At 60.1% G+C, this 26442-nt stretch carries 22 protein-coding genes and 3 tRNA genes; 19 read left to right on the top strand and 6 right to left on the bottom strand.

The window, feature by feature from the left end; genetic code table 11:
• Positions 1-79: 79 nt before the first annotated feature.
• Positions 80-1483: a histidine kinase gene (locus tag HMPREF3160_RS02925; protein ID WP_176744686.1), complete on the bottom strand. Its 1404-nt coding sequence runs from the start codon at positions 1481-1483 to the stop codon at positions 80-82.
• Between the two features lie 177 nt (positions 1484-1660).
• Between HMPREF3160_RS02925 and HMPREF3160_RS02920 the strand changes: the two genes are divergently transcribed.
• The 8 genes from HMPREF3160_RS02920 (at position 1661) to thiL (ending at position 8362) form a co-directional block, all read left to right on the top strand.
• Positions 1661-2725 (top strand): 3-isopropylmalate dehydrogenase, encoded by a 1065-nt coding sequence (locus HMPREF3160_RS02920; RefSeq protein ID WP_070507012.1) that lies wholly within the window; start codon positions 1661-1663, stop codon positions 2723-2725.
• A 176-nt stretch (positions 2726-2901) separates the two neighbouring features.
• Positions 2902-3984 carry a branched-chain amino acid aminotransferase gene (locus HMPREF3160_RS02915; RefSeq protein ID WP_070507009.1) on the top strand — a complete coding sequence of 361 codons (1083 nt, stop codon included), beginning with the start codon at positions 2902-2904 and terminating at the stop codon, positions 3982-3984.
• 97 nt (positions 3985-4081) lie between these two features.
• The gene (locus HMPREF3160_RS02910) at positions 4082-4840 is read left to right on the top strand and encodes a fumarylacetoacetate hydrolase family protein (protein WP_070507006.1); all 759 of its coding nucleotides are present in this window, start codon (positions 4082-4084) and stop codon (positions 4838-4840) included.
• Between the two features lie 110 nt (positions 4841-4950).
• On the top strand, positions 4951-6462 hold the full coding sequence (gene gltX, locus HMPREF3160_RS02905) for a glutamate--tRNA ligase (RefSeq protein WP_070507003.1): 1512 nt from the start codon (positions 4951-4953) through the stop codon (positions 6460-6462).
• Positions 6463-6684: 222 nt separating this feature from the next.
• Positions 6685-6756: transfer RNA gene (locus HMPREF3160_RS02900), tRNA-Gln, on the top strand.
• Between the two features lie 125 nt (positions 6757-6881).
• Positions 6882-6954 (top strand) — tRNA-Glu (locus tag HMPREF3160_RS02895).
• A gap of 75 nt (positions 6955-7029) precedes the next feature.
• Positions 7030-7102 (top strand) — tRNA-Glu (locus tag HMPREF3160_RS02890).
• Between the two features lie 57 nt (positions 7103-7159).
• Entirely contained in the window at positions 7160-8362 is a 1203-nt protein-coding gene (thiL, locus tag HMPREF3160_RS02885) for a thiamine-phosphate kinase (protein ID WP_176744685.1), read from the top strand.
• 61 nt (positions 8363-8423) lie between these two features.
• Here the strand turns inward: thiL and HMPREF3160_RS02880 are convergent, their stop codons facing one another.
• Positions 8424-9134: an IclR family transcriptional regulator gene (locus HMPREF3160_RS02880; protein WP_070490571.1), complete on the bottom strand. Its 711-nt coding sequence runs from the start codon at positions 9132-9134 to the stop codon at positions 8424-8426.
• Positions 9135-9321: 187 nt separating this feature from the next.
• Here HMPREF3160_RS02880 and leuC point away from each other — a divergent pair, with 187 nt between their 5' ends.
• The 6 genes from leuC to HMPREF3160_RS02850 all read left to right on the top strand — a co-directional run bounded on the left by leuC (position 9322) and on the right by HMPREF3160_RS02850 (position 15975).
• A complete protein-coding gene (gene leuC / locus HMPREF3160_RS02875; protein WP_070507181.1) occupies positions 9322-10779 on the top strand; it encodes a 3-isopropylmalate dehydratase large subunit in 1458 nt (485 codons plus the stop codon).
• Positions 10780-10808: 29 nt separating this feature from the next.
• The gene (gene leuD, locus HMPREF3160_RS02870) at positions 10809-11408 is read left to right on the top strand and encodes a 3-isopropylmalate dehydratase small subunit (RefSeq protein ID WP_035757197.1); all 600 of its coding nucleotides are present in this window, start codon (positions 10809-10811) and stop codon (positions 11406-11408) included.
• 225 nt (positions 11409-11633) lie between these two features.
• Positions 11634-12962, top strand: a complete 1329-nt coding sequence (murA, locus tag HMPREF3160_RS02865; protein WP_035757195.1) for a UDP-N-acetylglucosamine 1-carboxyvinyltransferase — start codon at positions 11634-11636, stop codon at positions 12960-12962.
• Positions 12962-13741 (top strand): lysophospholipid acyltransferase family protein, encoded by a 780-nt coding sequence (locus tag HMPREF3160_RS02860; protein WP_070490371.1) that lies wholly within the window; start codon positions 12962-12964, stop codon positions 13739-13741. The genes murA and HMPREF3160_RS02860 overlap by 1 nt, the downstream gene beginning before the upstream one ends.
• Positions 13742-13830: 89 nt before the next feature.
• A complete protein-coding gene (locus tag HMPREF3160_RS02855; RefSeq protein ID WP_256173851.1) occupies positions 13831-14838 on the top strand; it encodes an NAD(P)H-dependent glycerol-3-phosphate dehydrogenase in 1008 nt (335 codons plus the stop codon).
• Between the two features lie 3 nt (positions 14839-14841).
• Positions 14842-15975, top strand: coding sequence for a D-alanine--D-alanine ligase family protein (locus HMPREF3160_RS02850; protein WP_035757189.1), 1134 nt, complete (start codon positions 14842-14844; stop codon positions 15973-15975).
• Here the strand turns inward: HMPREF3160_RS02850 and HMPREF3160_RS02845 are convergent.
• A complete protein-coding gene (locus HMPREF3160_RS02845) occupies positions 15972-16226 on the bottom strand; it encodes a hypothetical protein (RefSeq protein WP_070506998.1) in 255 nt (84 codons plus the stop codon). The two genes, HMPREF3160_RS02850 and HMPREF3160_RS02845, sit on opposite strands and share 4 nt — an antisense overlap.
• A gap of 432 nt (positions 16227-16658) precedes the next feature.
• Here HMPREF3160_RS02845 and HMPREF3160_RS02840 point away from each other — a divergent pair, with 432 nt between their 5' ends.
• The 3 genes from HMPREF3160_RS02840 to HMPREF3160_RS02830 are packed head-to-tail and all read left to right on the top strand — an operon-like array spanning position 16659 to position 21516.
• Positions 16659-17942: an LCP family protein gene (locus HMPREF3160_RS02840; RefSeq protein WP_083285349.1), complete on the top strand. Its 1284-nt coding sequence runs from the start codon at positions 16659-16661 to the stop codon at positions 17940-17942.
• A gap of 41 nt (positions 17943-17983) precedes the next feature.
• Positions 17984-19168 carry a DAK2 domain-containing protein gene (locus HMPREF3160_RS02835; RefSeq protein ID WP_070490369.1) on the top strand — a complete coding sequence of 395 codons (1185 nt, stop codon included), beginning with the start codon at positions 17984-17986 and terminating at the stop codon, positions 19166-19168.
• Positions 19165-21516 carry an ATP-dependent DNA helicase RecG gene (locus HMPREF3160_RS02830; protein ID WP_083285346.1) on the top strand — a complete coding sequence of 784 codons (2352 nt, stop codon included), beginning with the start codon at positions 19165-19167 and terminating at the stop codon, positions 21514-21516. The genes HMPREF3160_RS02835 and HMPREF3160_RS02830 overlap by 4 nt, the downstream gene beginning before the upstream one ends.
• Positions 21517-21530: 14 nt before the next feature.
• On the opposite strand, the gene HMPREF3160_RS02825 is transcribed toward HMPREF3160_RS02830, so the two are convergent.
• The 3 genes from HMPREF3160_RS02825 to HMPREF3160_RS02815 all read right to left on the bottom strand — a co-directional run bounded on the left by HMPREF3160_RS02825 (position 21531) and on the right by HMPREF3160_RS02815 (position 24554).
• Positions 21531-22205, bottom strand: coding sequence for an RsmD family RNA methyltransferase (locus tag HMPREF3160_RS02825; protein WP_035757188.1), 675 nt, complete (start codon positions 22203-22205; stop codon positions 21531-21533).
• A 67-nt stretch (positions 22206-22272) separates the two neighbouring features.
• Complete coding sequence (locus HMPREF3160_RS02820; protein ID WP_141739801.1) at positions 22273-23166, bottom strand: spermidine synthase; 894 nt, start codon at positions 23164-23166, stop codon at positions 22273-22275.
• A gap of 38 nt (positions 23167-23204) precedes the next feature.
• On the bottom strand, positions 23205-24554 hold the full coding sequence (locus tag HMPREF3160_RS02815) for an aminotransferase class I/II-fold pyridoxal phosphate-dependent enzyme (RefSeq protein WP_070490366.1): 1350 nt from the start codon (positions 24552-24554) through the stop codon (positions 23205-23207).
• Positions 24555-24678: 124 nt separating this feature from the next.
• Between HMPREF3160_RS02815 and coaD the strand changes: the two genes are divergently transcribed.
• Together coaD and HMPREF3160_RS02805 are read left to right on the top strand one after the other, a co-directional pair.
• Complete coding sequence (gene coaD, locus HMPREF3160_RS02810) at positions 24679-25143, top strand: pantetheine-phosphate adenylyltransferase (protein WP_035757186.1); 465 nt, start codon at positions 24679-24681, stop codon at positions 25141-25143.
• A gap of 112 nt (positions 25144-25255) precedes the next feature.
• Complete coding sequence (locus HMPREF3160_RS02805; RefSeq protein WP_035757184.1) at positions 25256-26311, top strand: LCP family protein; 1056 nt, start codon at positions 25256-25258, stop codon at positions 26309-26311.
• Positions 26312-26442 lie beyond the last annotated feature (131 nt).

Here is a 26442-nt window from a genome sequence, read left to right as displayed (position 1 = left end):
CAAACCCACAACCTTCCAAGCCCAAGCCCGGCTCAATCACTTTCATACCTAACGACTTATTGATTCAAGGATGGCGTGCTCACGCACTAGCAAGCTCATCCGAGGCATACGGGATGAACGCATACACCTGATAGCCCCCCGGCAAAACCGAGAAAGCAACCTTACCCCCATACAGCTCAGCCCGCTCGCGCATACCAACCTGTCCGCGTCCACTCGATGGCAATGCGGCGGCAACCCCAACAGTCACCGGAGGCGGGGCATCTGAAGCATCTGCGCTGGCAACACCCTGCGTCTGAGAAGCACCTTGGGCCTGAGGACCTCTCGGTGGCAGCGAATCATTCGCAACCGTCACCGCAAGCCCGCCAGCCATCCACGTCAGAACAACATCTGTACGCGTAGGCGCAACCGCGTGCTTACGAACATTCGTCAACGCCTCTTGAACAATCCGATACACCGCCAACTCAGCACCGGGAGGCAACGTACCGGCAGGGGAGTGCTTCCACTCAATCGAGGTCTCAATACCACTTGCGCTCGCGGTGTAGGCGAGTTCATCAAGCCGATCAAAACCAGGGGCGGGGGCTCTGCGGGCCTCATCGCCCTCATCCCTCAAAACCCCCAATAGTGAGCGCATCTCGGTCAACGCTTCACGTCCCGTTTGAGAGATCGTCTCCAAAACCTCGCACGCTACTTCCGGACGCTGGACGGCCGCATATCGGCCGCCGTCTGCCTGAGTCACGATGACCGAGAGCGAATGAGCCACCACATCGTGCATCTCCCGAGCGATACGACGCCGCTCATCCGCTGCAGCGAATTCACGCTCCCTGATCTGCTCGTCGATGAGCCTCTTCATCCGCAGCTTTTCAGCTTCGAAACGTGCGCGCCGTTCGAAAGATAGGCGACCGAGAAGCCACGCGACCGCCACGACGAGCCAATGCCCAATCAGCGCTGCCGCGTAGTCCAAGGCAGACCGATACTCCACGTCGTGTGTCATGAAGAACACGACTGCCACAATGGAACCGAGGAGCCCCGCAACCAAAGCTGTGTTCGAGACCCAACGGCTCCCGTGCGCGGCAGAAGAATAAATAATGGGAGGCACGAGGATCAGCATGGGGGACCGGTCGGCGACAACGCACACTTGCACAAGGCATGCGATCACCGCGGTCACCAGCGCAGCGCCAGGTTTATAGCGGCGAATAGCCCATGCAGCGCACAACACTAGCCCCACCAGGAGTACGGTGGCGCGACGCACGGCATAGGGGAATAGCGGCCAGAATGGCAGCGCAGGTGCCCCCTGAAGGTATTCACCGCTTTCTGGGTCTGGCATGTGCGGGCCCAGCGGGAGAGGACCCGCCGCCCAGAAGATGAAGCTGACGAACAGGGCCATGCAGGCGGCTTGCATCATATCGATCCTCACCGGATGTGTGCGGATCCACGTTTCCGTGCGCCTTATCCTGCCTGGGCGAGTGTTAGCGGTCTGGGCCATACACCACACTCTAATGAGTAAGAGGCACTTTTGACTGCGACCAGGGTATGACGCGCGGCGGCGCCACGGAGCGACGGTACTTGGGTGCATAGCCGTGCTGTGCCGAGGCCGTCATAAACGCGTCCCACATAGTGGGATGTTGGCTCATATTGTGGACGAGGGCGTATTGTGGAAGCCATGATGCGCACACTTGATTTGGCAGTGATCCCCGGCGACGGCATCGGCCCCGAAGTTGTTAGCCAAGCCCTCAGAGTCATCATGGCATCGCTGGAAAACACCGATGTTGACGTAGCGACCACCGAATACAACCTCGGCGCTGAGCACTGGCTCGAAACCGGAGAAACCCTCACCACGGAAACCCTCGAGCAACTCCGTGAGCACCAAGCGATCCTCTTCGGCGCGGTAGGTGCCGCCCCCAACGACGAACGGATCCCATCAGGCATCCTCGAACGCGAGATCCTGCTCAAGCTTCGATTCGCCTTCGATCACGCCGTGAACCTGCGCCCATCCAGGCTCTTCCCAGGTTCCGTGAGCCCACTGAGTGAACCTGGCCAGATCGACTTTGTTGTGGTCCGCGAAGGAACCGAAGGTCTCTATGCAGGTAACGGCGGCCAATTCAAAACGGGAACCGAGCACGAGATCGCAACCGAAGTATCGATCAACACGGCCCACGGCGTCCGCCGCGTAGTCCGCGACGCCTTCGAACGCGCCACCGCACGCCGCAAGAAGCTCACGCTGGTCCACAAACACAATGTTTTGGTCAACGCCGGCAAGCTCTGGAACCGCATCGTCAACGAAGAAGCCACGAACTATCCAGACGTCATCGTGGACTACCTGCACGTCGACGCGGCAACCATCTTCATGGTCACAGACCCAGCCCGCTTTGACGTGATCGTGACCGATAACCTCTTTGGCGACATCCTCACCGACCTCGCAGGAGCCGTCACCGGCGGCATCGGGCTCGCCTCCTCCGGCAACATCAACGTGGATGGAACCGCGCCGTCGATGTTTGAGCCAGTCCACGGATCCGCGCCAGACATCGCAGGAAAGAACATCGCAGACCCGACCGCCGCGATCCTCTCCGGTGCACTCCTGTTGCGCCACGTAGGGCTAGGCGAGCAAGCCGACGCGATCGAAGCGGCAGTCGAACGCGACCTCGCTGCACTCGTTGATGCGCCCGCCGCGCCGCAGCGAGCCACCACCGAAATCGGCGATGCGATCATCGCGCAGCTGAGCGCATAGCGCGGCCTCAAACTCCCATCAACGGTCTTGCTCTACCGCATAGGGTAGGCGCGGGACTAGGGTTACCTAAAGGGGTTACCTACAGGTGCATGCAGACTCAGCGTCTGTGTCGCCGAACAAACACATCACGAGCCGCCACCAAGAGCGGTGAAACGTATCGGAACTGGAGCACAACAGTGGAATTCACCCGCACGCTCACGACCAACCCGACCTCGGACGAGGAACGCTCAAAGATCCTGCAAGACCCGGGTTTCGGAACCCACTACACGGATCACCAAGTCATTATCGACTGGGATATTGACAAGGGCTGGCACAGCGCGCGAGTAGTTCCATATGGCCCGGTCGCGCTGGACCCAGCCGCCGCTGTTCTGCACTACGGCCAAGAAGTCTTCGAAGGACTCAAGGCCTACCGCCACAAGGACGGCGGCGCGTACAGCTTCCGCCCCGAATCCAACGCACGCCGTCTGAACCGCTCAGCGGTCCGTTTGGGAATGCCTGAACTGCCGGTGGATGTCTTCCTGCAGGCCATCCAGGAACTTGTGAGTGCCGATGAAGCATGGATCCCGGACGGTGACGGCGAATCGCTGTACTTGCGGCCGTTCATGATCGCAACCGAAGCGTTCCTGGGCGTGCGGCCATCGCATCGTTATGAGTTCCGCGTGATCGCCTCACCTGCCGGTAACTACTTTGGCGGCGAGCTCAAACCGGTTCAGATTTGGCTCTCTGAAACCTATGCCCGCGCAGGCCACGGAGGCACCGGCGAAGCCAAGTGCGGCGGCAACTATGCGGCCTCGCTCATCGCCCAACTCGAAGCTGAAGCCAACGACTGCCAGCAGGTCCTCTTCACCGACCCAACAAACGATCACGCGGTACAGGAACTCGGCGGCATGAACGTGTTCTTCGTGATCGATAACGGCAAGACTCTGGTCACCCCAGCGTTGGACGGCACAATCCTGCACGGCGTCACGCGCTCCTCAGTGCTCGAGCTCGCACAAGAGAAGGGCCTGGCTGTCGAGGAACGTACCTTCACGCTCGGAGAGTGGAAACAGCGCCTCGATGAAGGAACCCTCGATGAAGTCTTCGCGTGCGGAACCGCCGCGGTCATCACACCGATCTCGCAGCTACGCGGCCGGGACATGACCCTCACGATGCCGGAAGTGAAACAGGACGGCGTGTGGGCAACAATCCGCCACGACCTCCTCGGTGTACAGACCGGTGCGGTCGATGACACACGCGGCTGGCTGCATCAGCTCGCCTGATGTCCCCGCACCGCTGATGTCCCCGCACCGCTGACGTCCCCGTACCGCTGACGTCCCGTACCCAACCGTGCTCCAGTAGACCCAGTAGGCTGGTTTCATGCGTATTGCCCGTTGTGTCATTGATGATGACCCGTTCTATGGACTCGTGGAAGTCGAGCAGGTTATCGAGCTAGCTGGTGACCCGTTCTTCCACGGCGTCCAGCCAACCCAGACCGTGCACGCATTAGATGATGTGCGTTTGGTCGCGCCGATTATCCCGCGTTCCAAGGTCGTGGGTTTCGGCAAGAACTATGCCGAGCACGCCCGCGAGATGGGTGGGGAAGCCCCCGCCCGGCCAGTCATGTTCTTGATCCCGAACACCGCGGTTTTGGGGCCGGGGGAGCCCATCCGGTTCCCGGATTTCTCCGATGAGATCTCCTACGAGGGGGAGCTCGCTGTTGTGATCGGCCGGATCTGTAAAGACGTCCCGCCGGAGAACGCCCACGAGGTCGTGTTCGGGTACACGATCGCCAATGACCTCACCGCGAGGGACGCCCAACGCAACGATGGTCAATGGTCCCGCGCTAAAGGCTTTGACGGGTCGGTTCCATTGGGTCCGTGGATCGAGACCGAATTGGACCCTGATGCGTTGGCGATCACCACCACAGTGGATGGCAAGACGGTCCAAGACGGCAATACCCGTGACATGCTGACCCAGGTCGCGGGCCTGATCGCGCAAGCCTCCGAAGCGTTCACGCTACTTCCAGGCGATGTGCTGCTCACCGGAACCCCGGCAGGCGTCGGGCTACTGCAGGAGGGGCAGACCGTTGAGGTCACCATCGAAGGCATCGGCACGCTATCGAATCGCGTGATGTAGCCGGCAACCGCTCGGTTGACGGCCTCGCATCGTTGCTTGCCTCGCATCGTTGCTTGTCTTCATCGTTGGTTGCCCTCATCGTTGATAACGACCTACTAAGATAAAGGATCATGAGCTTTACTGCGTCGCTTCCTACGGTTTCCGATTCAACTCCTGTTCGCGTTCGTTTCTGCCCTTCACCCACCGGCACCCCGCACGTCGGTATGGTCCGCACCGCCCTGTTCAACTGGGCCTATGCGCGCCACACGGGCGGAACCCTGATTTTCCGCATCGAGGACACGGATGCCGCGCGCGACTCTGAAGAGTCTTTCAACCAGGTCATCGACGCGATGGAGTGGCTCGGGATCGACTGGGACGAAGGCATCCGCGTGGGCGGGCCGCAAGAGCCGTACCGCCAGTCCCAGCGCATGGATATTTACGCTGATATTCTGCGCAAGCTGATCGACGGCGGATACGTGTATGAGGACTTCTCGACCCCGGAGGAAGTCAAGGCACGCCGCCAGGCAGCTGGGCAGGACGTCCAGTTAGGCTATGACAACTACGATCGCGACCTCACCGAGGAACAGAAGCAAGCCTTCCGTGACGAGGGCCGCAAGCCCGTGTTCCGTCTGCGGATGCCGGACGAGGACATTACGTTCGAGGACCTCATCCGCGGTGAGATCACGTTCCCAGCCGGTTCGGTTCCTGACTTCGTGGTGGCCCGCGCCAACGGCGCGCCTCTGTATACGCTGGTCAACCCGGTTGATGACGCGCTCATGGGTGTCACGCACGTTCTGCGCGGCGAAGATATCTTGTCCTCGACCCCACGTCAGATCGCGCTCTACCGCGCGCTGATCGAGCTGGGGATCGCTGAATACCTGCCGCGTTTCGGCCACATGCCATACGTCATGGGGCAGGGCAACAAGAAGCTGTCCAAGCGTGACCCGGAATCATCGCTGTTCAACCTGCGCGACGCCGGCTTCATCAAGGAAGGCCTCGTCAACTATCTCGCGTTGCTGGGGTGGGCGATCTCCGGGGATGAGGACATCTTCACGACGGAGGAGATGGTCAAGGCCTTTGACATCAAGGATGTACAGCCCAACCCTGCCCGCTTTGACGTCAAGAAAGCCGAAGCCATCAACGGAACGCACATCCGTAGGCTTTCGCCTGAAGTTTTCATTGAACGTTTGATCCCGTACCTGCGAGACGCTGAGCTTGTCTCGGACCCGCTGACACAAGACGAACAGCGCATCCTTGAAGCGGCGGCGCCTCTGGTCCAGGAACGCATGCAACTGTTGGGCGAGGCGCCTAAGATGCTGGACTTCCTGTTCAAGCCAGACGCTGAGATCACGATGGATCACGACGCCCTCAAGCGCATGCCAGAGAACCTGGGCGAGGTCATCGACGTTGCAGCGGACGCGCTCGAGAAGGTCTCCGAGTTCACGGTAGACAACATCGAGCAAGCCCTGCGGGAAAGCCTCATTGATGGCCTTGGGCTCAAGCCACGCCTAGCGTTCGGCCCGGTCCGCACCGCTGTTTCCGGGCATCGGGTGTCCCCGCCACTGTTCGAATCCCTCGAAATTCTGGGTAAAGAATCAACCCTGGCGCGGCTGCGTGCATTCCGCGAGAACCACGCGGAGTAAACCCGGCGTTAATGTGGCGTTCGACACGAGGGAGGAAGCCGATTTGGTTTCCTCCCTCGTCTCGGGTAGGCTAGACAATCGCATGCCGTCGCGAGAAAACATTTGATCGCAACGAAAAACACTCGGTGAATGCGAGCAGTTTGAGAATACTGATTCGCAAAACCGGGTAAGCATAATTGAATATGAGAATTCATATTGATCGTGCTACGCTGTAGTGCACATTGGGATATGGTGTAATTGGCAACACGACTGATTCTGGTTCAGTTATTCTAGGTTCGAGTCCTGGTATCCCAGCGAAGATCTCACCGCTGTTATGGAAGCGGGTAGCCCTCACGGCAGAAGAGATCAGCGATTCCCCTTAAACCCCACACGTACTTGTTCTGGCAAGCAGTGGGTTAAAGAGATGGGGAGTAGCATTTGGCCCCATCGTATAGCGGCCTAGTACGCCGCCCTCTCACGGCGGTAACGCGGGTTCGAATCCCGCTGGGGTCACGTCGCAACACACGGTTCACTAATTCAATATGTGATGCAGATTCATTGAGGATCTGCGTAGCGTGTCGCGAAAGCGGCCCCATCGTATAGCGGCCTAGTACGCCGCCCTCTCACGGCGGTAACGCGGGTTCGAATCCCGCTGGGGTCACGCAAGAAAAATCCCGGTGATCGCATCACCGGGATTTTTTATACCCTAATCTGGCTAGTGACTCATTCACGTGCGCAGAAATGTGCGCAGAAACGGGTGCAGAATCGTGCGCAGAAAGGGAAACCGGTGGGGACCGTCAGTGGATTAGGCGAGGCAGCCATCATCGCCTCCATCAACCGCGCCTTCGCGCCCAACGCTAGCTCAGCGGGCTCCGTGAACTCAGCGGTCCAAGGCCCTGATGAGGCTCGGGGTCGCGGAGCAGTGCTTGTTGGTAACGGCGATGACGCCGCCGTACTCGCCGCAAACGCGCGCCTGGTCTTGACGATGGATACCTCGGTTGAAGGCCAAGACTTTATGCAGGCGTGGCCCAGCGGTGTCGAAACATCCCCGCGGCTACTTGGTTTCAAGTGCGCGGCGCAGAACCTTTCCGATATTAACGCGATGGGTGGGCGGGCCCGTTTTCTTCTGATGTCCCTGTCACTCTCGAAGAATGTTGCGGCGAGTTGGCCCAGCGAATTCGCCGCAGGCATGCGGGACGCCTGCGAGGTACTCGGGGCAGAAGGTGTGGAACTACTCGGTGGGGACGTATCTGCTGCTGAAGCGATCTCGATCACGATCACTGCGGTCGGGGAACTCGATAGTAAGGCCCGGCCCATCGTCCGCAACGCGGCCCGGCCAGGGGATCAGCTCTATATCGCAGGCAGGCTGCGAGGCACATCCGGCACTGCCCTGAACCGGCTCCTGGACTCCAGAACGCAACAAGAGCCTTCCCTAGAGCACATGCCGAGGCAGCACGCTCAGCCTGACGAAGACGAATTGGCTCGCGCTCTCGAGGCGCACTTCATGCCCACCCCGCCGCTGGAGCTCGGACCAGCACTAGCTGCAGCTGGCCACCGCATCGCCGGCATCGACGTTTCCGACGGTCTAGTGCGGGACGCCACGCGCATCGCCGAAGCCAGCGGGGTAGACATGGTCCTGGATGAGGCAGCTATTGAACGGATGGCGGCACAGTTGGGGCAAGCGTGGGCCCTGCAGAGCGCAGAAGCGCGCCACAACGTTCTCTACGGAGGAGAGGAGTTCAACCTCTTATTCACCGTGCCCGCCGGAACGGAGTTGCCTCAGCTACCGGGCGTCAGCATCGTACGAATCGGCGAGGTTACACAGCTGAACCAGGCAGGCCGGCAGTCTGGGATTTATCTGGAGGGGCAGCGCCTGGATGAAAACCTAGGTTTCGATCACTATTCGACAGATAAGCCCTAAGCAGTACGAGCCCTCAAGGTGCCAGCGGTGCGAACTTAGACTGAGAACCTAGATTGCAAACCTAGACCGCGATTGAGGCGCTGAGATCATGAGCGACTTGCGCGACGATGCTTCCGTAGCGTTTCCCCGGGTCATTGCTGATGCGTTGAACAGGCCCGGACATCGAAAGCGCGGCCACAACCTTCCCGGTCGGGCTGAAGATCGGCGCGGACACGGAGGCCACACCGCGTTCGCGTTCTCCCACGGACTGTGCCCAGCCGCGCTTCTTGACGCGCGCGAGGTCATGCGCAGTGAACCGCGCCTCTTCAAGACCCTGCACGATGCGGGCCTGATCCTCCCACGCGAGCAAGATCTGGGCAGCCGAACCTGCGGCCATGGACAGTTGCGTACCCACCGGGATAGTGTCGCGTAGGCCAGTGGGGCGCTCTGCGGAGGCAATGCATACACGCAGATCGCCTTGGCGTTTGAAAACCTGGGTGCTTTCGTTAGTGAGTTCCCGCAAGCGCTGTAGAGCTGGGCGCGATGCGGAGACAAGCCGGTCTTGACCTGCGGCGGCCGCTAGCTCAGATAGACGTGGGCCGAGAACGAACCTGCCGTGAAGGTCTTTGGTCACAAGGCCGTGATGAACTAGGGCTTGGGCGAGCCGGTGGGCTGTTGGCCGGGCGAGGTGGGTCGCCTCCACGAGGTCCGCGAGGCTTGCAGGTCCAGACTCGAGGGCATCAAGGATCATCGTCGCTTTATCGATGACGCCCACACCACTGTTTTGTGACATGCTAGAAACCATAACGTCTCAATCTTTGAGACACAAGATCAGAATGTGGAATAGTCTGGTGTTAGCGTGGTCGTGAACACACGCCGCGATTACAGCAAGCATCGCAGCTGTGAGCATCGTGACTGAGACCATCACAGCTGAGAACATCGTGACTGGGAACGCACAGCACTCAGAAGGGAAGAACAACATGTCGAGCACAGGAGCCGCGCGCACCTTGGCAGAGAAGGTGTGGGAAGACCACGTCGTAGCTCGAGGCGAGGGTGAGGGCCTCGACCGCCGCCCTGATTTGCTCTACATCGACCTACACCTCGTGCACGAGGTCACCTCGCCGCAGGCTTTCGAAGGCCTGCGCTTAGCTGGCCGAAAGCTACGCCGGCCTGACCTGACCATCGCGACCGAGGACCACAACACCCCAACCCTGGAGATCGACCGGCCCATCCAAGACCCGATCTCCGCAAAGCAGATCGAAACTTTGCGCGCTAACTGCAAGGAATTCGGTGTCCGCTTGCACTCACTGGGCGATAAAGAACAAGGCATTGTGCACGTCGTTGGCCCACAGCTGGGCCTCACTCAGCCCGGTATGACGATCGTGTGCGGTGACTCCCACACATCAACCCACGGCGCGTTCGGTGCGCTGGCCTTCGGCATCGGAACCTCGGAAGTCGAACACGTCATGGCAACCCAGACGCTGCCGCTCAAGCCGTTCAAGACCATGGCGATCAACGTTGAAGGAACCCTGCGCCCAGGCGTGACCTCGAAAGACATCATCCTCGCGGTGATCGCCAAGATCGGTACCGGTGGCGGGCAGGGCTACGTGCTGGAATACCGCGGCTCTGCGATCGAGCAGCTTTCGATGGAAGCCCGCATGACGATGTGCAACATGTCGATCGAAGCCGGCGCGCGTGCAGGCATGATCGCCCCAGACCAGACAACCTTCGACTACATCAAGGGCCGCCCACACGCCCCACAAGGCGAAGAGTGGGACGCCGCGGTCGAATACTGGAAGACCCTGCGCACCGACGATGACGCGACATTCGATGCAGAAGTGTTCCTCGACGCCGACGAGCTCGAACCCTTCGTAACCTGGGGCACCAACCCGGGCCAGGGCGTTTCGCTCAACGACGTGGTTCCGCACCCAGAAGAATATGGTGACGAAAACGAGAAAGCTGCAGCCCAACGCGCACTCGAATACATGGGGCTGGAAGCCGGAACCCGCATGAAAGACATCCGCGTAGACACAGTATTCTTAGGCTCTTGCACCAACTCCCGCATGGAAGACCTCAGGGCCGCGGCGGATGTGATCCGCGGGCAAGAAAAAGACCCGAACGTACGCATGATCGTGGTTCCCGGGTCCGCACGCGTGCGGCTTGAAGCAGAAGCCGAAGGCCTGGATCAGGTTTTCAAGGACTTCGGTGCCGAATGGCGCTTTGCCGGTTGCTCAATGTGCCTGGGCATGAACCCAGACCAGCTCTCCGAAGGCGAGCGCTGCGCATCGACCTCCAACCGCAACTTTGAAGGCCGCCAGGGTAAAGGTGGGCGAACCCACCTCGTGTCCCCGCTCGTAGCAGCGGCAACTGCGGTGCGAGGCACACTGTCCTCGCCAACGGACATCATCGAAAACCACGCCGCAACGGCCTCCGCATAACCGCACGCTGGTAGAGAAGGACATTCATCATGGAGAAATTCAGCACACACACCGGCGTTGCCGTGCCACTGCGAGCATCCAACGTCGACACCGACCAGATCATCCCGGCGGTCTACCTCAAACGCATCACCAAAACCGGCTTCGATGACGCGCTGTTTGCCCGCTGGCGGCAAGACCCAGAGTTCATCCTGAACCAAGAGCCGTATAAGAATGGCAGCGTTCTGATCGCAGGCGCGGACTTCGGCACCGGATCCTCACGCGAGCACGCCGTGTGGGCGCTCAAAGACTACGGCTTCCGGGTAGTGATCTCATCGCGTTTCGCCGATATCTTCCGCGGAAACTCCGGCAAGCAGGGACTACTCACGGCACAAGTTGAGCAATCTGACGTTGAACTGCTGTGGAAGCAAGTTGAGCAAAACCCTGGGATGGACATCACGGTCGACCTTCCGAACCGCACCATCACCGCGGGCTCGTTGACCGTGGGCTTCTACGTCGACTCCGATACCGCGTGGCGCCTCGCTGAAGGCCTCGACGATATCGACCTTTCGCTGCGCCAAGAAGAGGCGATCGCTGAATACGAAGCACGCCGTCCATCGTTCAAACCAACCACACTCCCAGCCCGCTCTTAAAACGGGCTCCAGGCTGTGCTATAGGATTGAATCTTCTGTTCTTTTTCATAGCATTGCCAGTCTGAATCCCCAGTCACTTGCAGATGTGAGATTATGAATCACTCAATGCATGTGGCTGGGGATTAGCTTTTCCATGCCACACGCCCTGACCTATATGATGGTGAGGAACTAACGGGGTCATCCCGTGCTTAACCACTGCCCGCTGATGACAAGGAAAGCTAAAGCGTGACGACCAAGGTCCTGTCCATTAATGGTGGCCGCCCACTCACTGGTGAGGTGACGGTACGTGGTGCCAAGAATCTGGTGCCAAAGGCGATGGTCGCGTCCTTGCTGGGTAGTGGGAAATCGATTCTGCGCAACGTCCCTCAGATCAGGGACGTCGACGTGGTAGCTGGCCTGTTGCGCCTGCACGGCGTGACGGTCGATATCGATCACGACAAGGGCGAGCTCGTGATGGACCCCTCGGGCGCCAAGACTGCCTCGAGCGCCGAAATCGATGCGTTCGCAGGGGACTCGCGCATCCCGATCCTGTTCTGCGGCCCGCTCATGCATACGATCGGGGAAGCCTTCATCCCGGACCTGGGTGGCTGCCGCATCGGCGATCGCCCGATCGACTACCACTTGCAGGTTCTGCGCGAATTCGGCGCCGTCGTTGAGAAGGCCCCGAACGGGATCAGCATTTCCGCGCGCAACGGCCTCTACGGCGCCAAGGTCGAGTTGCCTTATCCTTCCGTAGGTGCGACCGAGCAGGTTCTGTTGACCGCGGTGCGAGCCCAGGGCATCACCGAGTTGAAGAACGCGGCGGTTGAACCTGAGATTCAAGACCTCATCTCTGTTCTGCAGAAGATGGGCGCGATCATCGACCTGCGCGGCGAACGCACCCTCGTGATCGAAGGCGTCGAATCGTTGCGCGCCTACGACCACACCGCCCTGCCAGACCGCAATGAGGGCGCATCGTGGGCTTCCGCTGCCCTAGCCACCGGGGGAGACATCCTCGTGAAGGGCGCGGACCAGAAAGACTTGTCCGCGTTCCTGAACTGCTACCGCCGCCTCGGTGGCGAATTCGAAGTCCAGAGCGAAGGGATCCGGTTCTTCCACCCAAGCGGTGACCTCAACCCCCTCGTCGTAGAGACCGATGTGCACCCTGGTTTCATGACGGACTGGCAGCAGCCGCTTGTAGTGGCTCTGACCCAGGCCACGGGTGTCTCGATTGTGCACGAGACGGTGTATGAGAACCGTTTCGGCTTCACTGACGCGCTCAAGCGCATGGGTGCAACGATTCAGCTGCACCGCCAGTGCCTCGGATCTCTGCCGTGCCGCTTCGGCAACCGTGACTTCCTGCATTCCGCGGTGATCACCGGTAAGTCCAATCTCAAGGGCGCTGACTTTGTGATCCCGGATCTGCGGGGTGGATTCTCCCACGTGATTGCAGCGCTGGCAGCCGAAGGCGTGTCGAATGCCACCGGCATCGACCTCATCAACCGCGGCTATGAACACTTCACCGATAAGTTGCGTGGCCTAGGTGCCGATATCGAGCTGAAGGAACAAGCGTGATGGCGCGGAAGGGATCTAACGAAACCCTCGCCGCACGCATCACTTTCGGGACCGCCGCAGCTTTCGTACGCCCTGCCCTGGCGCTGTTGTTGCGCCGAACCTGGGTTGGTATGGGTTCGATCAAACCGGGCTCGATCATCGTTGCGAACCACATCAGTGAACTTGACCCGCTCATCATTGCCGAATCGGTATATGTGCAGGGATTGCTTCCGCGTTTCCTCGCGAAGTCACCGCTGTTCAAGATCCCACTGGTTGGCCGCGTTCTGAAAGCGACCGGCCAGATCCCGGTAGAACGCGGAGGGCCGGGTGCCAAGCTCTCGCTCGAAGCGGCAGCTGAAGTGATCGGACGCGGCGGTGTGATCATCATCTATCCGGAAGGAACCTTGACCCAAGACCCGGATAAGTGGCCTATGCAGGCCCGCACGGGTGCGGCTCGGCTCGCACTGAAAACCAACGCACCAGTGGTCCCTGTTGTCCACTGGGGGGATCAGGAACTTTTGGGCGGCAAACCACGCAGGCTCAAGCTGTTCCCGCGGAAAGCGACCGTGGTCATGGCAGGTTCGGAGATTGACCTCGATGACCTGCGTAGCGGACCAATGACCCGCTCGGTGCTGGACGAGGCAACCACCCGCATTATGAAACACATGACGTACCTGGTCTCTGACTTGCGCGGTGAAGAACCCCCGGAAGCGCCGTGGAATCCTACGGCCGATGCCGATGAACAGCTCAAGCAGCGCGAAGAAGAAAAGCGCCGCCGCCGTGAGCAAGAAGACTGGTAGAAAAGCGGTGAAACCGCGCAGTAGATACCCCGCAGTAGACACCGCGCAGTAGACGCTTCAGAAGAGAACACAGCGTTGGAGGCATACGCGTGAAGAATCTCACCGTGATGGGTTCAGGCTCGTGGGGGACCACGTTCGCCAAAGTTTTGGCTGACGCCAACCCGGAAGCGACCGTAACGTTATGGGCCCGTCGTGACGAGGTGGCCCAAGAGATCGCGACCAAACACACGAACAGCGGCTACCTCGGTGAATTGATGTTGCCGCTCAATGTCACCGCAACCTCGGATCCGGGCGCGGCACTTGCTGATGCGGACATGGTGGTTCTCGCTGTACCGGCTCAAACCTTGCGGGAGCAGCTCACCCAATGGGTGGAGCACATCCCGTCTGAGGCGATCATCGTTTCGTTGATGAAGGGCCTGGAACGAGGCACGGGTCTGCGCATGACCCAGGTGGTCCAGGAAGTTCTGGGAACCAAGCAAGACAAGCTCGTGGTCCTCTCCGGCCCTAACCTTGCACGCGAGATCGCGCGTGAAGAACCCACCGCCTCGGTGGTTGCGTGCGCTGTCACCGAGACCGCTGACGCCGTCGCGAAGGCCTGCACCGCCCCATACTTCCGTCCCTACACCAACCGGGACGTGATTGGCGCTGAGATCGGCGGGATCGTGAAGAACATCATCGCGCTCGCGGTGGGTATGTGCGATGGCATGGGCATGGGGGATAACACGAAGGCCACCGTGATTACCCGCGGGCTTGCAGAAACCACTCGTTTGGCTGTGTCTCTTGGCGGTAAAGCGGAGACGATGTCGGGGCTAGCCGGTATGGGTGATCTTGTGGCTACGTGCGCCTCATCGTTGTCCCGAAACTATACGGCTGGGCGTCTGTTTGGTCAGGGGCTGAGCATGGAGCAGGTGATCTCGAAGATGACCCAGGTGGCAGAAGGCGTCAAGAGCTGCTCGGCTGTTTTGGAACTTGCTCACGAAAACGGTGTTGATATGCCGATCGCTGCGGCGGCTTCGATGGTTCTGGATGGATCCGAGCCGGTGGTGAAGATGCCTAAGCTGCTGTTGGACCGGGATCTGAAATCGGAAGGAGCGTAACCAGTGTCAACGCCTCAACGGAAGGTTTTGCTCCTTTTCGGTGGCCAGTCGAGCGAACATTCGGTTTCGTGTGTGACCGCGGCCGGAGTTTTGCGTGCGATCGATACGGATCGTTTCACCGTGATTCCAGTGGGTGTCACCCAGGACGGCGTATGGACGCTGGTTGCGCCGCAGCAGGTTCTGACGTATTCCTTCGACGGCGGTGTTGAACCGATGGTTGAGCCTCAAGGCCAGCCGGTGCGGCTCATGCGCTCGGACAGCCCCGATGCGGCGGCGCGTCTGGTCACGGATGCCCAACCAGGTGAGATGGTCAAGATGCTCACCGGTATCGACGTTGTGTTCCCGCTGTTACATGGTCCATATGGCGAGGATGGCACGGTTCAGGGCCTGCTGGAGCTGATCGGGGTCCCATATGTGGGCTCGGGTGTTGCGGCTTCTGCTGTGGGTATGGATAAGCATCTGATGAAGATGGCTTTCAACGCAGCTGGCTTGCGTGTGGGGCCTTATCAGGTGGTCACCAACCGTGAATGGGATGCGGACCCTCAAAGTTGCTTAGACCGGTGTGACTCCCTTGAGCTTCCGTTGTTTGTGAAGCCTGCGCGGGCAGGCTCTTCGCAAGGTGTTGTGCGTGTGGATGATCGTGAGGATTTGAGCCTTGCGATCGAGGAAGCCCGGATGCATGACCCGAAGGTATTGATCGAGCAGGGCATCACAGGGCGTGAGATTGAGTGCGCTGCCTTAGAAGGGCGCCGAGGCGAGCCGACACGTGCCTCGGTGGGCGGTGAGGTTGTGGTCGATGAGGCCGCAGCTGACCTGTATGACTATGAATCGAAATACCTGGCCGATGACAACGCACGCACCGAAGCCCCTGCACAGCTGAGCGAGGAGCAGGCTACATCCCTCAAGGAACACGCGATCATCGCTTATGACGCACTCGGTTGCGAAGGCCCCTCACGCGTGGACTTCTTCTTGGATGAAGCCGGCGAATGGATCATCAACGAGATCAACACGATGCCAGGCTTCACCCCGATTAGCATGTATCCGCAACTGTGGGCGGCAAGTGGTTTGCCGTACGAAGATCTGATCACCGAGCTGATCACCCTTGCCCTTGAGCGGCAGCCGGGGTTACTGCGTTAGCCGTTCTTCTTGCCTTCGCTGACCACGTCCTCGTCCGCGTCCTCAGGCGCTTCGAGGTTGAGGTCGCGGGCTGAGGTGCAGCGTTTGGTTGCTTTGTTGTTCTTCACGGCATCAGAGACCGCAACTGCGACATCGGAGGAAGAGATGCGTGCCGTGTCGATCGTGATGGTGATGTACGGTTCACGGCCGTAGGTTGCGATCGTCCATGTACCGTCATTGTTCTCACGCGCGGTCCAATCCACCTCATCCAAAGTGGAACACCTGTCTGAGGTGACGGCGGGCGCAATCTCACCGCATTTGAGGATCGCTGAAGCCGGTGAACCCCACGCGGCAGTGGACTGGCTCGGGTTTTCCGTTTAGGTTGCCCTGAGATCTCTTGTGGCAAGGTGATCATGACCTGTGAGCATCGGGCATCTGCTGCGTTCTCTGCGGGAGCGACCTCGACCGGTTCGCTACAACCGCTCAAGGTGAGGGTTGCGCCAATACTCAGTACAGTGGCGATAGCGGCCTTGCGTCCACGACAACGGAGTGTGATGCGAGGCTGAACAGGCCTAGAAGGCTGAGAGAACACGGGAAAAGCACGCATATCTTCAGTTTATCTGCAGGGTGCGGCTCTAAGCTTTCCTGTAAGACAGTTGTACTGTGCACATCAGATGCGCATTGAACGAGGTAGGAGACCGCCGATGAGCGACCGGAGATTCAACGTCGACCCTGACCGGTATGACGACGACCGGTACGACAATGGTCAATGGGGCAATGAGTTCAGCGCGACCTCCTCGGGGCGCTCAAGCTACGGATCCGGTTCAGGGTACGGGTCAGGCTACGGATCCGGTTCAGGGTACGGAGGGGAACAAGGATATGGCTATTCCCAACCTGCCCAGCCGTATCAGCCTGCCCAGCCATACCAACAGGGGCAGCCGTACCCGGCCAACCAGCAGTATCAGCAGCCTGGTCAGCCGTATCAACAGCCGGGGCAGCAGCCGTATCCGCCGCAGCGCAAGCCGCGAAAGAAGAAGAGCGGGGGCAAGAAGTTCCTGATTTCGCTGCTCACGATCGTCCTTGTTGTTCTGGGCTTGCTGGGTGTCTATGCGGCGGTGCTTGCCGCGAAGTTCAACGAGTCCCACGCGATTCCGGTGGCGGAGGCGTTCCCGCAAGGGCAGCGGCCGCAACACGGGCCAGGGGATAGGTCCGTCAACATTCTTCTGCTCGGTAACGATTCCCGCGGCGGTCAGAACGATTCCGGCCGTACGGACACGATGATGCTGATGCACATCCCATCCGATAGGCACGGGGTCTATGTCACCTCGATCATGCGTGATACGTGGGTGAACATCCCGAATCACGGTGAGGCGAAGATCAACGCCGCCTACGCGATGGGCAAGATGCCCTTGACCGTGGCAACCCTAGAGAACCTGTTCAACGTTCCTATCGATCACGTCATGACCATCGACTTCTCCGGATTCGAAGGGATGGTCGATGCGCTGGGCGGGGTCACGATCGATGTTCCACAGCCCTTCGATAAAGCAGGCACCCACTATGAAGGCCGCATGGACGTCAACGGCAAGCAAGCATTGTGGTTTGTCCGCGAGCGTTACGCCTTCAAGGACGGCGACTATCAGCGTGTGAAGAACCAGCAGCAGCTTGTGAAAGTCATCTTCACTAAAATGCTGAGCCCGCAAACCTTGATCAACCCGGTCAAGACAACCAACACGGTAGGCGCAATGGCGCCCTATATGACCCGCGACGAGACCCTCACCGGATGGAAACTCATGCAGCTTGGGATCACCATGCCGGGTGTGAGAGCCAACGACTTCCACTTCATGACCCTGCCGAATAAAGGCGTGGGCACCAGCGCTGACGGCCAATCCATCGTGGTCCCGGACATGGACGTGATCAACGAATTCTCTAAAGCGATGCGAGAAGGCGGCATGGAGGATTTCATGACTCGCCACGGATTAGCTAAATAAGTATTCTGAACCAATGGTGGATGAGTGAGAGGGAGGGCACGGTGACGCAGGCAATCCGCGCGGACTTTTCAGGGCTCCAAGACTGGCTGAGCCTCAGCGTCACCGAGCTAACCAAGCAACAGGAATCCCTCAACGCGATCAACGTCTTCCCAGTCCCAGACGGTGACACCGGAACGAACCTTGTAGCGACGATGCGCACCGTGCACCAGGCCATCACCGAGGCTGAACCTACCGGGGACCTCGGGCACCACCTCGCAACTGCTGCCCGGCAAGCGCTCGGCTCAGCCCAAGGAAACTCAGGATCCCTCGTCTCAGTGTTTCTACTCGGGATGGGTGAATCCCTCGCAGGAATCACGACCCTCACCGCGCCGGCGCTCGCCGAGAGTCTCGAAGCTGGACGGTTACGGGCGTGGGCCGCGTTGTCTGAGCCTGTGGGCGGAACCATCTTGTCAGTCATGGAAGCCGCAAGTGATGCCGCCAGAGCACGAGCCAGCCAACAGAAACAACGCGGCCACCAGAAACAGTCCGTCCCACAGGGCACCGTGCCACAGCGCACCGTCCCACAGCGCAAGCGCCGGCTCACCGGGCCCGAGACCGAACCTGCCGCACTGATAGGAACCCTTGAAGACGCGTGGCGGGCCGCGTTGAGGGAAGCCGAGCACACACAGGCCCGGTTGAAAGACCTCACTGATGTTGCGGTCGTGGATGCCGGCGCGGTCGGTTTCGCGATCATCCTGAACTGTTTGCTCGCCGCAGTCACACACACCGCCGTTGACCCGGAGCCTTATCGTGACCTGCCCGGCTATCATGACCAAGGCGAGATCCGCATCGAACAGGTTGAAGCGGCCGATGGTGTGGAAGTTGTATGCACCGTGACCGCATCGGCACTCGATGCCGCCCTGATGCGTGCCGCGCTCGATGCGGTAGGGGACTCCGTTGTCATGTCCGCCATGGAACCGGTCTCAGAGCACGATCCGGAGTACCGCGGCTACAACCACGCCAACCCTAGCCAACAGGCAGCAACCAGCGAGCACACACTTTCCTGGCGGGTGCACGTGCACGTCCCCACCGAAACAACCGCGCTAGAGATCATCAGCAAAGCCGGGGAACCCACCGACATCGCAGTCACGCCGCTACAACACCTATCCGAACACAACCCAACACGCCCGCACACGGCAGGGCAGAGCTCTCAAGGCTGCAACCACGCTGGGATAAACCACCGATGACCGCCGAAACAAACCCTCAGCCAGGTGCCACAGCCTCAGCCGAGCCCTCAGCCACTACAGCAACCGCAGCAAGCGCAGCCACCACAGCAACCGCAGCAACCTTGACCCCAGACACACCACTGATCGAGGCGCTGGGCAAGCGCGACGCCCAAGCGATCCAGAAAGCCTTCGGTTTCAACACCGTCGCAGACATGCTCGCCCACATCCCCCGCCGCTACCTCGACGTAGGAGAGCTCACGGCCGTCCGCGACCTCCCGCTCGGCGAAGACGTGACCGTAGCCGCCAGAGTCATCCACGCACACCAACGCCGCATGCACCGCCGCAAAGGATTCCTCCTCGAGATCGAAGTCGAATCCGAACAAGACGGCGGACTCATGCCCATGACCTTCTTCAACGGCTACCTCGCCGCCCAACAACTCACACCAGGCACACGCGCCGTCTTCAGCGGCAAAGTCACCGCATATAAAGGCGCACTGCAACTTTCACACCCCGAATACACACTGCTCGGAGAAGACCAAGAAGCCGAAGCTAAACCCTTCCCGATCTACCCGCTCAAAGGCAAAATCGGGCAGATCCGCGTGCGCACACTCCAAGCGAAACTACTCGAGCGCATCGACCCCGAAACCTTCACCGACCCTATCCCCACACCACTACGCACCCACCACCGGCTACCAGACCGTGTGTCCGCGCTACGAGCCATCCACCAACCCGAAAACCTACAAGCCGCCTACCGGGCACGGCAACGCTTCGTATTCCAAGAAGCCCTCGTCCTACAAACATTCCTCGCCGACCGCAAAGCGGCACTCGCCGGGCAGACCGCCGTCCCACGGCCCAAGCGTACAGGCGGCCTGTTGGAGGCTTTCGACGCAGCGCTACCCTTCATGCTGACCCCGGGACAGGTCGAGGTAGGGGAGCAGATCGCATCAGACCTCGCACGCTCGCATCCGATGAACCGGCTGGTCCAAGGCGACGTCGGCTCGGGTAAAACACTGGTTGCTCTGCGTGCGATGCTCCAAGTGGTCGATGCGGGCGGGCAGGCCGCGTTCATGGCGCCCACTGAAGTTCTGGCCCAACAACATGCCGCAGCACTGCGTTCGATGCTAGGGGAGCTGGCACGGGCCGGTGAGCTGGGTGCCCCAGAGACCGCAACCCGGGTTGAATTGCTGACAGGCTCGCTCAAGACCGCCCAGAAACGTGAAACCCTGCTAGCTGCCGCTTCAGGGCAAGCAGGCATCGTAGTGGGCACACACGCCTTGATCTCTGATCACGTGCAGTTCGCTGAGCTCGGGCTCGTGGTGGTCGATGAACAGCACCGCTTCGGTGTTGAACAGCGCGATAAACTACGCGACGGTGCAGGGGCGAGGCCGCACATGCTGGTCATGACCGCAACCCCGATCCCGCGAACGGTCGCGATGACAGTGTTCGGGGACGTCGATGTTTCGACACTGAAGGGATTGCCAGCCGGACGCGCCGAAGTCAAAACATTCGTGGTGCCGCTGGCCTTGCCGGCCTGGAAGGAACGCATCTTCACCCTGATCCGTGACGAAGTAGCTCAAGGCCACCAAGCATACGTAGTGGTTCCACGCATCACAGCCAGCGAAGACCAACACCACAACGAACCAGCCGGCTCTCCTGGGCAACCTGGCTCCGCTGGACAACCTAGCTCCGCTGCAGCAACAGTTGCTCCCGAAGAAGGGATGCTTCCGCTAGAGGTCCAAGCCCAAGAGAACCACACGCAACGGACCCCGCTAGAAACCATGTACGAAGTACTCGCGGGACACCCAGCCCTCAAGGACGTGCGCATCGGAGTCCTCCACGGCGGAATGGACCCAGCCGACAAAGCACAAGCCATGGACGACTTTGAAAACCACCGCAGCGATGTCCTGCTCGCGACCACAGTGATCGAGGTAGGAGTGGACGTCCCCAACGCCACCGTCATGGCGATCATCGACGCCGACGCCTTCGGCATCTCCCAACTCCACCAGCTACGAGGACGCATCGGGCGCGGAAACCTGCCCGGAACCTGCCTCTTGGTAACCAACCTCGAACACCAACACCCCTCAGTCGAACGGCTCGAGACAGTCGCATCCACCACAGACGGCTTTGCGCTCGCCGAGGAGGATGTCAAACTGCGCCGTGAAGGCGACATTCTGGGGCAAAGCCAGTCGGGCGGGAAATCGACGCTCAACCTCCTACGCGTCATGAGGGACGCCGATGTGATCCAAGCGGCCCGCGAAGACGCCCACGGCATCGTCGCGCCGGGTTGGCGCGCGGCCCACCCCGAACTCGCGCGGCTCGTGGCTGAACTCGAAGACTCCGAAAGCGCGGCCTATCTGCAACGCTCCTAAGCCTTCTGGAGCGGTTATGGGGTTTCGGCTACTGGTGTTTCGGCGAAATACAGGGTGGTTTCCCCATAGCGGCGTGGCTTGAGCGCTGAAAGGCCGTCCGGCCACTGTGGGGCAGGCGAGCTGGAGGCTCTCTCGAGGCACACGACCGCATCGGGAGCCAGGTGGGGCACAAGTGCGGCTAGAAGCTCATCCACCTCCTCAGTGCTCATGGGGTAGGGAGGGTCGAGGAAGACGAGCGTAAACGAGACGCCCGAGTAGTTGGCGAGGAACGTTGCCGCCTTCGCCTGCTCAACCCTGGCTCCGAACGCGCAGCCCTTCCCAGGCGCTGTGCTATTGACAGGCGCTGGGCTGTTTATGGGCGCTGTGTTGCTGATGGGCGCTGTGTTGCTGACGGGAGCTGTGTTGCTGAGTTCCTTGTTGATGAGTGTGGCGTTGGCGCGTAGGGCTTGGATGGCGGGGCGGGCGTGATCCACGAGGATCGCGTTGTGGGCTCCGCGCGATAAGCTCTCGAGTCCGAGCGCTCCGGATCCGGCGAACAGGTCAAGCACGCGGGCGCCAGCGATGACGTCCCAAGAGTCCAGGCGGGAGAACAGGGCCTCTTTGACGCGGTCGGTGGTCGGGCGGGTGTCGTGGCCGGGCACGCTTGTGAGTCTTCGGCCGCCGGCGACCCCTGCGATGATGCGGCTCACTTATCCTCCTGAGGTTGCTGCCCGGTTGTTTTCATCTGTTCGGTTTCATGTGTCCGTGTGGCGGGGATCATTGGGTGCGGCCTGCGAACACCGCGGCGAGTTCTCCGGGGCTCAGCACGGTACCTGGCCGCGGGCCTGCCGCGTGGAGGGCGGCTAACTCCTCGGCGGTGAACGGGGCGGGTGAACGCCGCGCACCAAGCACGACGTTGCCGGGCATCGTGAGAGAGAACATCGAGGAATCAGCGGCAACGAAATAGCTAGCTCCGGCGGCCTTGAGTGAGTCAGCCATCCGGCGGGTCGCCTCAAGACCCGGCTCGTCGCCGATGTTGATGAGAACAAGCCCGCCGGGGACTACCGCATCGAACATTTCGGTCATAAACCCCGGATCGAACAGGCGAGCTGGCGAATCAGGCTCGATCGAGATATCAAGCACGAGAGCATCGGCAACTCCGGCGACCTCTACCGCGCGAGGCAGGGCATCCCGCACATCGCCGGCGATCACGTGCGGAGCGTTGGTGCCCGGGAACGGAACCTTCGCTAGCACCGTATCGATCAAGTCAGGATCTAAATCCACCACGATGTGGGTGCTGGCTGGTTCCGCTACGGCAAGGGCCCGCGGCAAAGACAAACCTCCGCCGCCTAAGTGAATATAGGTTCCAGCGCGGAAAGCAGTGCCTTGCGATGTTCCAGCGCGGTCCGATTCTCCGGTGCCGCGTGCTGTTCCGGCGCCGCGTGGGGTCCACAGCTGGAGGGCGGCCTGCATCCACTGAAGGTAGTCGTAGAGAAGCCGCGACTGATCATCCGGGAAAACCGTGGACTGTTCGGCCCCATCGATGTCTAAGGTCAACCCGCCCGGGATCCACGGGGAACGCCACCAAGCAGCTACCGCCCCTGAACTGAGAACCTCGCTACCAAGGAACTGAGACCCACTCGGACGTGAAGTATCGGGGTGTTCATTCACGTTTGACGCCTCATCGGCATTGTGTACTCCGCTCATGATCACCGGCCAGCGCTTTCACCCGCTACCGCCCGCGCAGCATCAGCAAGCGAGGTACGCAACCGTTTCGCGCCCTCCTCAACGCTCGCTTGGTCCTTGCAAGCGGCAAAACGCAAGTATGAAGCGAAACGGCCCTCAAACTCAGGCGTCGTGAAGGCGCTGACCGGAACCGCAGCTACACCGGCCTTCTCAGGCAACACCTGAGCGAGCTCGGTCGCATCCTCAATACCCAACGGCGCCATATCGGCCAGCACGAAATATCCACCACGTGGCCGCACAACCTTCGCGCCAGCGTCTTCGAGCGCATCGACCAATACATTGACTTTCTCACCCAGCTGCACAGCACGGCGGGTGAAGAACTCGCGCGGCAAACGCAAACCATGAGCGATCGCCGGCTGGAACATCGGGCCGGTAGAGAACGTCAGATACTGCTTGACGGTACGCAACGCATCAATCAACTGAGCCGGGCCAGTAGCCCACCCAACCTTCCACCCCGTCAAAGAGAACGTCTTCCCGGCAGAAGAAACCGAGATGGTTCGCTCCCACGCCCCAGGCGTGTGAGCAAATGGCACAAAACCATTGGCAAGCCCCAGACGCTCATCGCCTTTTTGGTTATAGACCAGGTGCTCATAGACCTCGTCAGAGAGGATCAAAGCAGAAGCCTCAATAGCAGCCCTAACTATCGCCTGGCGGGAGTCCGGACTAAACACCGAGCCGGTCGGGTTATGCGGATCATTCACGATGATCATGCGTGTGTTCTGATCCACCGCCTGAGCCAAAGCCTCACAATCCGGCTGAAAAGAACCCGTCTGAGCGTCATAAACCATCGGGACAGTCCGCAACTCAACCCGGGCAAAACCAGTCAACGCCGCATAGGCGTCATAAAACGGCTCGAAAGTCACGACGTTATCGCCCGGACGAGCAAACGCGAGCACAGCCGCAGCGATAGCTTCCGTAGCACCTGAGGTCACAACAACCTGCGCATCCGGATCCACCGTCACCCGATACCAGGACTGCTGATGCTCAGCGATCGCAACCCTCAAATCCTGGACACCGGCCGCCGGAGCGTACTGATGATGACCACGCGCAAGCATCTGCTGAGCGATATCCACGATCTCATCAGGCGCATCGTTATCCGGAACACCCTGACCTAAATTCACCGACTCATGCAACCGTGCAAGATCCGAAACCTCCTCGAAGATAGTTTTCTTCAGCCCATGAGCCCCCGCCAGACGCGCTCGCCGCGCCCCCTGGAACCACGGCGCAATCGAGGGTGAGGCAGGAATCGAAGAGAAGCGGGGCTGCTGGCCCGGGTTTGAAGTATTCGTGCTGGTCTCATTGATGCTGGCCATGCTTATACAGTACCGAGCCCATACACGGACGCCGCTGCGCATAGCTGCGCGCCACAACCTGTGAATGCATCCCAAACCGTACGAATTCGACGACGTTCCCAGAAAAATATGAAACAGTGTTCACATGACTCGTGTTGTATGCCCAGGGTCCTTCGACCCTGTCCATAAGGGCCACCTAGAGGTCTTCATGCGTGCGGCCTCACTCTTCGATGAGGTCATCGTTGCCGTCTCCACGAATCCGGCAAAGAAATACCGTTTCAGCGAAGAAGAACGCGTCCAAATGATCCGCGACCAGGTCTCAGCGATCAGCGGCATCACAGTGGAACCCATGGGGGACGGGCTACTAGCCGAATACTGCGCTCGCAAAGGGGCGCGCGCCATCCTCAAAGGGCTACGCAACAGCCAGGACTTCGAATTCGAAACCCCGATGGCCTCCATGAACCGCCACCTCACCGGGGTTGAGACCGTATTCATTCTCGGAGACCCGGAGTATCAGTACGTTTCTTCATCGCTGATCAAGGAAGTTGCATCACTCGGGGGAGACATATCCGAATTCGTCCCCAAGAGTGTCGCTGCGAAATTTGCCTAGTAAACCCAAAACGACTCTATTCTTAGAACTTGGGACTATCACTTCTGTGAGCGGTCGCTTCGTTGGATCATCAGGGCGCCCATAGCCGTGATCGACTACGTGAGGAGCATTGATGTACGGAACCACGCAGGGTACCTATGTGCCCCGCCGCGTGAAGCACCGTCGGGTGCACGTCGGCCGTATCGTACTGGGATGCCTGCTCATCATCATGGTCACCGTCGCAGGAGCCGGCCTCGGCCTGGCCTCAAAATTCGGGCGTGCCTTCGAGAAAACCACCACAATCGCAAGCGCTTTCCCGGACGAGGACGACCGCCCGGTCAAAGACCCAGGCGACACCTCCATGAACATCCTGCTACTGGGCGCAGACGGTGGACCCGGCAAAGGTAAGCGGGCGGCTATCGACCCGAACGCGACCGCAACTGACCGGCGTTCCGACTCCATGATGCTCGTCCACATCCCAGAAAGCCGCGATAAGGTCTACGTCATCTCGCTCATGCGAGACACCTGGATTTCCATCCCAGGCCACGGCGAGGCAAAACTCAACGCCGCAATGGCTAACGGCGGCGTCCCGCTACTCATCCAGACCCTCGAAGAACGGCTCGGCACCCGCATCGACCACGTAGCGATCATCGACTTCCAAGGATTCCGCGACCTCACCACAGCAATCGGTGGCGTCACAGTCGACAACGAATACGACTTCATCGCCCACGACACCGACTACCACTACCCGAAGGGCAAGATTCACATCGACGGCGACAAGGCCCTACGCTTTGTGCGCGAACGTAAGAGCTTCCCCGACGGCGACTATCAGCGCGTACGAAACCAACAGAAGTTCCTCAAAGCTGTCTTTGGGAAAGTCCTGAGCGCGGAGACCCTGTCTAACCCGGCCAAGCTCTTCAAGGTCGTGGATTCTATAGCCCCATACATCTCCATGGACGAAGAATTCTCTGACCCATCCCTGCTCACCGGGCTGGGACTGCAGATGAAGAACGTACGTGCCTCCGACATCGTGAGCTTCACGCTGCCAACCGCAGGTACAGGTACAAGCCTGGACGGACAGTCGATCGTTTTGCCTGACCAAGCCGCGATCGATGCGCTCGCGGAAGCTCTGCGCAACGACACGGTCGCGGATTACTATGCGGCGCTACCGGAAGAAAAGAAAAAGTAAGCGGCAGCACACCGATTGCATCCGAGCCGTCGATGCGCGCTAAGGTGAGCAACACACGAACAGATAGAATCTTTCACACCAAGCCGGCCGTTTTGCATGTACGGCCAGCATCATTAGAGGAAGCAGTAGCT

The sequence above is a fragment of the Arthrobacter sp. HMSC06H05 genome, assembly GCF_001807395.1.
Lineage (GTDB): Bacteria > Actinomycetota > Actinomycetes > Actinomycetales > Micrococcaceae > Pseudoglutamicibacter > Pseudoglutamicibacter albus.
This window is presented reverse-complemented; position numbering and strand designations above follow the sequence as displayed.

Excerpts from the sequence above, each read along its gene's own strand:
- HMPREF3160_RS02925 (WP_176744686.1), bottom strand. The coding sequence starts at position 1,483 with ATGGCCCAGACCGCTAACACTCGCCCAGGCAGGATAAGGCGCACGGAA.
- HMPREF3160_RS02920 (WP_070507012.1), top strand. The coding sequence starts at position 1,661 with ATGATGCGCACACTTGATTTGGCAGTGATCCCCGGCGACGGCATCGGC.
- HMPREF3160_RS02910 (WP_070507006.1), top strand. The coding sequence starts at position 4,082 with ATGCGTATTGCCCGTTGTGTCATTGATGATGACCCGTTCTATGGACTC.
- gltX (WP_070507003.1), top strand. The coding sequence starts at position 4,951 with ATGAGCTTTACTGCGTCGCTTCCTACGGTTTCCGATTCAACTCCTGTT.
- HMPREF3160_RS02880 (WP_070490571.1), bottom strand. The coding sequence starts at position 9,134 with ATGTCACAAAACAGTGGTGTGGGCGTCATCGATAAAGCGACGATGATC.
- leuC (WP_070507181.1), top strand. The coding sequence starts at position 9,322 with ATGTCGAGCACAGGAGCCGCGCGCACCTTGGCAGAGAAGGTGTGGGAA.
- leuD (WP_035757197.1), top strand. The coding sequence starts at position 10,809 with ATGGAGAAATTCAGCACACACACCGGCGTTGCCGTGCCACTGCGAGCA.
- HMPREF3160_RS02860 (WP_070490371.1), top strand. The coding sequence starts at position 12,962 with ATGGCGCGGAAGGGATCTAACGAAACCCTCGCCGCACGCATCACTTTC.
- HMPREF3160_RS02840 (WP_083285349.1), top strand. The coding sequence starts at position 16,659 with ATGAGCGACCGGAGATTCAACGTCGACCCTGACCGGTATGACGACGAC.
- HMPREF3160_RS02830 (WP_083285346.1), top strand. The coding sequence starts at position 19,165 with ATGACCGCCGAAACAAACCCTCAGCCAGGTGCCACAGCCTCAGCCGAG.
- HMPREF3160_RS02815 (WP_070490366.1), bottom strand. The coding sequence starts at position 24,554 with ATGGCCAGCATCAATGAGACCAGCACGAATACTTCAAACCCGGGCCAG.
- coaD (WP_035757186.1), top strand. The coding sequence starts at position 24,679 with ATGACTCGTGTTGTATGCCCAGGGTCCTTCGACCCTGTCCATAAGGGC.
- HMPREF3160_RS02805 (WP_035757184.1), top strand. The coding sequence starts at position 25,256 with ATGTACGGAACCACGCAGGGTACCTATGTGCCCCGCCGCGTGAAGCAC.